This window comes from Exiguobacterium sp. s48 (assembly GCF_018617395.1).
In the GTDB taxonomy this organism is placed as follows: Bacteria; Bacillota; Bacilli; order Exiguobacteriales; family Exiguobacteriaceae; genus Exiguobacterium.
In genome coordinates this window covers 312753-320851 of record NZ_JACSKC010000002.1, presented here as the reverse complement: position 1 = coordinate 320851, position 8099 = coordinate 312753, and the positions used below count along the sequence as shown (strand labels likewise).

At 48.1% G+C, this 8099-nt stretch carries 9 protein-coding genes and 10 tRNA genes; 1 reads left to right on the top strand and 18 read right to left on the bottom strand.

Annotated elements, in window-relative coordinates; genetic code table 11:
* Positions 1-97: 97 nt before the first annotated feature.
* The 18 genes from KNO66_RS12055 to acpS all read right to left on the bottom strand — a co-directional run bounded on the left by KNO66_RS12055 (position 98) and on the right by acpS (position 7308).
* Positions 98-174, bottom strand: a tRNA-Ile gene (locus KNO66_RS12055).
* A gap of 10 nt (positions 175-184) precedes the next feature.
* Positions 185-261 (bottom strand) — tRNA-Arg (locus KNO66_RS12050).
* Positions 262-264: 3 nt separating this feature from the next.
* Positions 265-352, bottom strand: a tRNA-Leu gene (locus KNO66_RS12045).
* Positions 353-376: 24 nt separating this feature from the next.
* A tRNA-Lys gene (locus KNO66_RS12040) sits at positions 377-452 on the bottom strand.
* A 10-nt stretch (positions 453-462) separates the two neighbouring features.
* Positions 463-534: transfer RNA gene (locus KNO66_RS12035), tRNA-Gln, on the bottom strand.
* Positions 535-541: 7 nt separating this feature from the next.
* Positions 542-617, bottom strand: a tRNA-Asp gene (locus KNO66_RS12030).
* Between the two features lie 21 nt (positions 618-638).
* Positions 639-714: transfer RNA gene (locus KNO66_RS12025), tRNA-Val, on the bottom strand.
* 5 nt (positions 715-719) lie between these two features.
* Positions 720-794: transfer RNA gene (locus KNO66_RS12020), tRNA-Glu, on the bottom strand.
* A 29-nt stretch (positions 795-823) separates the two neighbouring features.
* Positions 824-915, bottom strand: a tRNA-Ser gene (locus tag KNO66_RS12015).
* 9 nt (positions 916-924) lie between these two features.
* Positions 925-999: transfer RNA gene (locus tag KNO66_RS12010), tRNA-Asn, on the bottom strand.
* A 204-nt stretch (positions 1000-1203) separates the two neighbouring features.
* Positions 1204-3378 carry a Tex family protein gene (locus KNO66_RS12005; RefSeq protein ID WP_214742692.1) on the bottom strand — a complete coding sequence of 725 codons (2175 nt, stop codon included), beginning with the start codon at positions 3376-3378 and terminating at the stop codon, positions 1204-1206.
* A gap of 24 nt (positions 3379-3402) precedes the next feature.
* Entirely contained in the window at positions 3403-4203 is an 801-nt protein-coding gene (gene sigB / locus KNO66_RS12000) for an RNA polymerase sigma factor SigB (protein ID WP_015880560.1), read from the bottom strand.
* Entirely contained in the window at positions 4169-4648 is a 480-nt protein-coding gene (gene rsbW / locus KNO66_RS11995; RefSeq protein ID WP_015880559.1) for an anti-sigma B factor RsbW, read from the bottom strand. The genes sigB and rsbW overlap by 35 nt, the downstream gene beginning before the upstream one ends.
* Positions 4645-4971, bottom strand: a complete 327-nt coding sequence (locus tag KNO66_RS11990) for an STAS domain-containing protein (protein ID WP_015880558.1) — start codon at positions 4969-4971, stop codon at positions 4645-4647. The genes rsbW and KNO66_RS11990 overlap by 4 nt, the downstream gene beginning before the upstream one ends.
* A gap of 141 nt (positions 4972-5112) precedes the next feature.
* Positions 5113-5463 carry a type II toxin-antitoxin system PemK/MazF family toxin gene (locus KNO66_RS11985; protein WP_026824472.1) on the bottom strand — a complete coding sequence of 117 codons (351 nt, stop codon included), beginning with the start codon at positions 5461-5463 and terminating at the stop codon, positions 5113-5115.
* A 5-nt stretch (positions 5464-5468) separates the two neighbouring features.
* Positions 5469-5747: a hypothetical protein gene (locus KNO66_RS11980; RefSeq protein WP_214742691.1), complete on the bottom strand. Its 279-nt coding sequence runs from the start codon at positions 5745-5747 to the stop codon at positions 5469-5471.
* Positions 5748-5876: 129 nt separating this feature from the next.
* A complete protein-coding gene (alr, locus tag KNO66_RS11975) occupies positions 5877-6953 on the bottom strand; it encodes an alanine racemase (RefSeq protein ID WP_214742690.1) in 1077 nt (358 codons plus the stop codon).
* Complete coding sequence (gene acpS, locus KNO66_RS11970; RefSeq protein WP_214742689.1) at positions 6940-7308, bottom strand: holo-ACP synthase; 369 nt, start codon at positions 7306-7308, stop codon at positions 6940-6942. The genes alr and acpS overlap by 14 nt, the downstream gene beginning before the upstream one ends.
* Before the next feature lie 63 nt (positions 7309-7371).
* Here acpS and KNO66_RS11965 point away from each other — a divergent pair, with 63 nt between their 5' ends.
* Positions 7372-8097, top strand: coding sequence for a rhomboid family intramembrane serine protease (locus tag KNO66_RS11965; protein WP_214742688.1), 726 nt, complete (start codon positions 7372-7374; stop codon positions 8095-8097).
* The last annotated feature ends 2 nt before the right edge of the window (positions 8098-8099 follow it).

The window sequence follows — 8099 nt, the reverse complement described above, 5'->3', positions numbered from 1 at the left end:
GATATAGCTCTTAAATTGACGAAGCTTGCGCTTCATTCAAAAATTGTAAAACTTATTTTTGCCTCATCGTTCAGTTTTCAAAGTTCGTCAGTTTAAATGGTGGGCCTAAGTGGACTCGAACCACCGACCTCACGCTTATCAGGCGTGCGCTCTAACCGGCTGAGCTATAGGCCCATAAAAAGAATGGTGCACCCTGAGAGATTCGAACTCCCGGCCTTTAGATTCGTAGTCTAACGCTCTATCCAGCTGAGCTAAGGGTGCATATGGTGCGGTCGAGAGGACTTGAACCTCCACGGTGTTAACCACCACTAGGCCCTCAACCTAGCGCGTCTACCGATTCCGCCACGACCGCAGCGTATAAAGTTAAAAAGAAAAATGGTGAGTCATGCAGGGCTCGAACCTGCGACCCTCTGATTAAAAGTCAGATGCTCTACCAACTGAGCTAATGACTCAAATAAAAAGCTGGGCTGGAAGGGATCGAACCTTCGCATGTCGGAATCAAAATCCGATGCCTTACCACTTGGCTACAGCCCAACGTAAATGGCGGTCTTGACGGGATTCGAACCCGCGATCTCCTGCGTGACAGGCAGGCATGTTAACCCCTACACCACAAGACCAGATTACGTTTTTATTTGAAATGGTGGAGGATGACGGGATCGAACCGCCGACCCCCTGCTTGTAAGGCAGGTGCTCTCCCAGCTGAGCTAATCCTCCATATATGGTGACCCGTACGGGATTCGAACCCGTGTTACCGCCGTGAAAGGGCGGTGTCTTAACCGCTTGACCAACGGGCCAATCTATGTGTCTTCTAAGTAATGTTAAGTGGCGGAGACGGAGGGATTCGAACCCTCGCACCGGTTTCCCAGCCTACTCCCTTAGCAGGGGAGCCCCTTATAGCCTCTTGGGTACGTCTCCAAAATAAAATGGCTCCGCAAGTAGGATTTGAACCTACGACCTACCGGTTAACAGCCGGTTGCTCTACCACTGAGCTATTGCGGAACGTTGCTTGAAATTATCGAAGTAACGATTTATATTGTAACCGCAAACCAGAAACCTGTCAATCACTTTCTTAGAAAAACGTTTATTTCGCGTGCCGTCTCTCGGCGACTTCTATAAGATATCATGGTACAAAAAGACCGTCAACACTTTTTCTAAAAAAAATCAGGTAAAATGAAAAACATTTTACCTGATTCGAGTTTCTTCTTATTTAATGCTCGGCGCAAGCATTGTTAAACTAATTCGTCCCCGATTCACATCGACTTGTTCGATCCACACGGTCACGATATCACCAACGGCCACGACATCTAACGGATGTTTCACGTAGCGATTCGATAATTTCGAAATGTGGACCAAGCCATCCTGTTTCACCCCAATGTCAACGAACGCTCCAAAATCAATGACGTTTCGAACGGTCCCTTGGAATTCCATGCCGACTTGAAGGTCTTCAAGACTCATGACATCTGTTCGTAGTAACGGTTTCTGGATATCTTCCCGCGGGTCACGACCTGGTTTGGCTAACGACTTCAAAATATCTTCGACTGTCGGAAGACCTGCCTCCAATCGTTCACTTAAAGCTTTGGCGTCGACTTGTTGCAATCGTTCTCGAAGCGCGACCGTTCCGACCTCCGACTTTGAAGAACCGATTTCTTTTAAAATCGATAACGCGAGCGGATAGCTTTCTGGGTGAATCTCTGTCTGATCGAGAACGTCCTTCCCGTTCATGATCCGCAAGAATCCAGCCGCTTGTTCAAACGCCTTCGCTCCGAGGCGAGGAACTTTCTTAATTTCCTTTCTCGTTTCAAAGCGTCCATTCTCTTCACGGTATGCCACAATATTTTTTGCAGTTGTTTTATTGAGTCCCGAGACGTACGTCAATAAAGACTCGGACGCACGGTTCACATCGATTCCAACCATGTTGACCACGCTCTCGACGACGAACTCTAAAGAGGCCTTCAGTTTATTCTGGCTGACGTCATGCTGATATTGTCCGACACCGACAGATTGTGGGTCGACTTTGACGAGTTCCGCCATCGCATCCTGAATTCGACGTGCAATCGAGACGGCTGACCGTTCCTCGACTTTCAAATCCGGGAATTCACTTCGTGCGACTTCCGATGCCGAGTAGACACTCGCCCCCGCTTCGTTCACGATCGCATAAGCAATGTCACGTTCCGCTTTCTTCAACCAGTCGGCGACGAACTGTTCCGTCTCTCGTGACGCCGTTCCGTTTCCGACGACGATGACCGAGATTGGGTATTTCTTCGCAAGTCTCGTCAGTACGTTTTCAGCACCGGCGATATCGTGCTTCGGTGCAGTCGGATAGAAGACGCCAACCTCTTCGACTTTTCCGATCTCATTGACGACTGCCCATTTACAACCAGTTCGATAAGCCGGGTCGATCCCTAGGACGACGACCTCTCGAAGGGGCGGCTGCATATAAAGTTGTTTCAAGTTTTTCGAGAAGACATCGATCGCCTGCTCTTCTGCCTTTTCTGTCAGCTCACCACGAATCTCCCGTTCGATAGCTGGGAAGACTGACTTCTTGTATGCCTCTGTCACAGCTGCCTCCACAACTTCACGCTTTTCTTTCGGAAGTCGTTCATATGTACGGAGCGCTTGATCCATGAAACGCGTCTCGTCAAATACCACTTTCACTTGGAGCACATCCGTACGTTCCCCACGGTTTAAAGCGAGTACGCGGTGTGGGACAATCCCAGCAATTTTTTCTTCATATTCATAATACTGCGCAAAAATCTCTTTTTCGTCTTCCGCTTGTTTTTTCTTCTTCGAGCGCAAGAGTCCTTCTTTTCGTACACGATCGCGAAGCATCTGACGTAGTTTCGCTTCTTCTCCCCATTCTTCGCCGATGATGGCGTGAACGAGTGGCATCGCCTCTTCTACCTCAACTTCTTGAGAGAGTTCTTCTACCATGTCCGAAGAATAAGGTGACTTGTCCCGGAACCAGTCCGCTAGCGGCTGTAATCCTTTTTCGCGTCCTTGTTCCGCCTTCGTCCGTCGTTTTGGACGATATGGCAAGTAGATGTCTTCCACTTGTTGAAGCGTAGTCGCTGCCTCTAACGCTTTCGTTAGTTCAGGCGTATTTTTTTCCAACTCTTCTAATTTAGCAAGGACATCCGCTTTACGTTTTTGTAGACTCTCTTCATATTGAAGAGCATCTAAGATTCCTTTGATTTCGACTTCGTCTAGATTTCCCGTCATTTCCTTCCGATAACGGGCCATGAACGGAATCGTCGCCCCTTCAGATGCGAGCTGCCGAACCGTCTCGACTTGGTTCACTTTCAAGTTTAACGCGTTAGCCACTTTCGTAATCACTTGAATCACTTCCTTTTTTGATCTCTTCCAAAGTGTAGCAAACATTCAAACAAAAAAGCGATGACTCGATTAGTCATCGCTTGAGAATACTTCATTGAGTGGGACCTTGATGGCTTCACGCAGCTTTTCGAGTGCTCGTCGTTGCAAACGGGACACATGCATCTGCGAGATTCCAAGAAGTTCTCCTGTCTCTTTTTGACTCATATTCTTATAATAGGCGCATTCTAAGATGGCGCGTTCACGCTCGTTTAAGACATTGAATGCCTTCTCTAGAATGAGACGTTGGTCGACCGATTCATATCCACGCTCTTGGCTACCGACCAAGTCGAGTAACGTGACGGTGCTGCCTTCGTTATCCGCTTCGATTGAACTATCAACCGATAAGGCTTGATAACTCTTACCCATCTCGAGCGTTTCGAGAATTTCTTCATCGGATACACCGAGGTGATCGGCAATCTCATCGATCCGTGGTGAACGTTGTAATTCGGTCGTCAACTCTTCGACCGTCTTTTTAATCTTTGGACCGAGCTCTTTAATCCGGCGCGGCACGTGGACACTCCACGTCTTGTCACGGATGAATCGTTTGATTTCTCCGATGATTGTCGGGACGGCAAACGATTCGAAACTACGACCAAATTCCGGGTCGAATCGACGAAGTGCCGCTAATAATCCAATCATCCCAACTTGCACAAGGTCGTCGTGAATCGCACGCCCACGCGAGAATTTGCGGGCGAGTGCTTCAACGAGGTCTGAATAGCGGTTGATGAGGAGCATTTGCACTTCTTCGTTTTGATCGTCTTGTTGATAGCGTTCAATCCACTCTAGTACCTCGTCATCACTGTGATGGCGTTGTTGAGATTTTGCTGGCACTCTGATCCACCTCGTCCCTGTTGAGGAGTTTTGTCATCGTCACTTTGACACCGTTGTCTTTATTGATCGAGACATCGTCCATTAATGCTTCGATCAAGAAGAGACCAAGTCCTCCTTCATGGAGCGATTCAATCTCGGTCGTCTCTTCGACCGGAGCGGCCTGACGCTTCACATCGTCTGCGAACGTCTTACCTGAATCTTCAATCGTGATTTCAAGACGATCGGCATAGACGCCACAAGCGAGTTTGACTTCTCCATCTTGATGATCGTCATAAGCATGTTGGACGGCGTTGCCACATGCTTCCGAGACCGCGATTTTAATATCCTCGATCTCGTCGTACGTATATCCCATACGGTTAGCGATTCCTGAAACGACTAATCGAACCACACCGACATATTCGGGTTTGGCCGGGAACGTCATGACCGTCTGTTCAACATTGTTCATTGCGTGCCACCTCTTACGTTCGAATTAATAGAAAGAAGTTTGTGAAGACCCGTCAATTCGAATAGACGATTGACTCGGTCTGTGACTCCGACAAGTGACAATTCTTTCTCGTTGCGTGTGGCAATTTTCAATGCCCCTACGAACACGCCAAGACCTGTCGAATCCATATACTCCACTTCGTCTAAATGAACGACCACGTCTTGTTCACTGATGGCCGGGTGCAATACTTCTTTCAATTTTGGTGCAGTATATGTATCCACTTCTCCGGATACGTAAAGGTGTAATTGTTCTCCAATGACTTGCTCGCGAATCGCTAAATCCATCGTCTATTCCCTCCTAAATGTCCGTACAGAAAAATTGAGTACGATTAACTTAAATTCCCCTTCAACAAAATCTTAAACCACTTTTTTAAAAAAAGTTTAAAAAAAGACCGATACCTATGTACCAGTCTTATCTATGTAAGGCTAGAGAGGGATCAATCCCATACTGATCTCTAGCGCTCTGTCCACTTTATGCATCGTCTCATCATCGAGATGAGTGACTTTATCCGTCAGACGACGCTTATCAATCGTTCGAATCTGTTCAAGCAAAATCACAGAGTCTCGTTCGAGCCCGTGCTTCTCTTGATATACTTCCACATGAGTCGGCAGTTTTGCTTTTTGAATCTGAGCTGTAATCGCAGCGACAATGACGGTCGGGCTAAAGCGATTGCCGATGTCGTTCTGTACGATGAGAACGGGTCGAACGCCACCTTGCTCTGAGCCGACTACGGGCGACAGATTCGCATAAAACACGTCACCACGCTTTACGATCACGCTGCTCACACCCCACTTACTTGACGTAAGAGAGCGTGTTCGGCTTCGGTTTCAATCGTGAGCATCTCTTCTGCCATATTCAAGTTAAACGCGGCCATCTCTTGATAGCCTTTCGCCAATTCTTCACGCAGTGCTTGTTGTCGATCAGCAATTTCTTTAGACAAGTATGTCACTACATCGTTCAAGGACAGTGTTTCACGGTCTTTCATCGAAATCGGACCCCCTTGTTGCGAGAACCGATCTGGGACGGACGCTAGCGCACCCGCAGTTCGCTGCTTCAACATCTTACACCTCCAGAATCGTTTCATGGACTGGCGGAAAATCTCCCGCGTTCTTTATCAATATAACACGCGGGAATGGGAAAATATAGAGAAATCGAGAAAGAATTCAGATAATTTCACACGATTTATGATTCATACATAAAGACGCGGCAATCGGCTTGTGAATTGGCAGACGATCTCATAGTTGATGGTCCCGAGATAAGACGCCAGTTCATCAATGGTGACGTTTCCACCAACAAGGGTCACATCCGTCCCGACAGGAAACTCTTCTGGAAGTCGGATCATGAAACGATCCATACAGACGCGTCCCACGATTGGGCAACGGACCCCGTTGACCTCCACTTCAAATCCACTCGCCTTGCGTAACCATCCATCCGCATAACCGACCGGGACCGTACCAATCCATTCATCGGCTGACGTCGTATACGTCGCACCGTAACTGATTGTCTGACCTGCCTCTAGCCGTTTCACCTGCATGAGCTGACTTTTTAGCGTGAAAGCCGGGCGCAGGAACGAATAGAACGTCTCCATCTCATGTGATGGATATAACCCATAGAGCGCGATGCCGACACGAACCAGATTATAAGAAACGTCTTGTCCCGCCATCCGGATGGCCCCGGCCGAGTTCGACGTATGGATATAGCGGAACTGCTCATGCAGCCCATCCATTAAGCGTTCGAACCGCTCTTGTTGTGTGAAGTATAAGTCGCTATCAAGTTCATCCGCCGTCGCAAAATGAGTGTAGATGCCTTCAATGACAAATAAGTCGTTCGCTTCTTCAAGTAAGGCATCTAATTGTTCACGGGTGCGTAGGCCGAGACGTCCCATTCCGGTATCCACTTTGATATGAACCGTCAACGGTTTTTCTTCTATATAAGGAGCAGCCTCTTGTAACCATTCAGCAGAAAATACAGATAGCGTGATGCCCTGTTCTGCCGCCACTCCGGCATATTCCGGGAATTGTGCTTCCATGACAAGAATGGGTGCCTCAATTCCTGCATCCCGAAGTTCGATTGCTTCCTCGAGTAATGCGACACCTAGCATCGTCGCCCCGTTCTCAAGTGCGATTTTCGCCACTTCGACAGCCCCGTGTCCATAGGCATTCGCTTTGACGACCGCCATGAGGTCCTGCGGAATCCGTCTTGTTAATTCTTTTATATTATGGGCAATGGCCGCCCGATCAATCTCGATTCGACTAGGACGAAACATGTTGTCCCTCCTCTTCTAAGATGACTTGTGCGATGGCATAAGTTTGACTGTGGCTGATGCTGACATGAATCTTCCCCGCAAACGGCGCGGTCATGACAGGTCGGCCTGTCTCATCCGGTAAAATTTCTATATGACGCCACGATAAACCACGTGCGATGCCAGTCCCAATCGCCTTGGCGTAAGCCTCTTTTGCGGCAAAGCGACCTGAGACAAATTCGATTTGACGTGGAAGTGGATACTGTTGAGACAACTCATATTCTGCATCGGTGAGCAGACGTTTTAAAAAGCGTGGTTGTTTCATCGAGCGAGCCATCCGATCAAGCTCGACGATATCGACTCCGATTCCTACAATCACAGGACACTCGCTCCTTTCCTTTTTTCCCCGTTTCCTTATACAATTGAGGAAAGAGGTGATGTTATGTTTAGTCGTACGGAAAATGTACAAACGTTTGTACGGGCATATCCACTCGTAACGCTGTTCATTGTAATCCAACTCCTTGTGTTTGTCATCGATTCTTTCGCTCCTGGCTTACGAATCGTGGCGACGGGAGGATCGTTCCATTTGGCACTGGCGGACGGACAATGGTACCGCTTGGTCACGGCCAACTTCATTCATTTGAGTCTCGGCCACTTGCTGTTCAACTCGTTCGCGCTGATCATCTTCGGACCGGCGATGGAACGAATGGTCGGACACGTGAAATTTGCCTTGTTTTATGTATTTGCCGGAGCACTTGCTAACTTGTTTACGTATTTTACCGTCAGCAACTTATTTTATTTACAAGCCGGTGCGTCAGGTGCCATCTTGGCCGTCCTCGGATTTTACGTATTTATTGGACGCTTCCGCCGGACATTGATGTATAGCCAAGATGCCCGCTTGGTCTATATCTTTGTCGCCATCAGCGCCGTCTTCACATTGATTGGATCGAATGTGTCGCTTTGGGGACACGTGTACGGTTTCTTGGCAGGATTCTTACTCGCCATCCCGCTCTCACGATTCACTGTTCCGTACACAAGACCGACTCGCTACGGACCTTATAAACAACGTTCGTACGCACCTCCTGTCATTCATTCCGGTGACGGGAAATGGTTCTTCTACATCATCATCGGACTAGCGATCTTTGGTTTATTGGCGCGATTCCTATAACA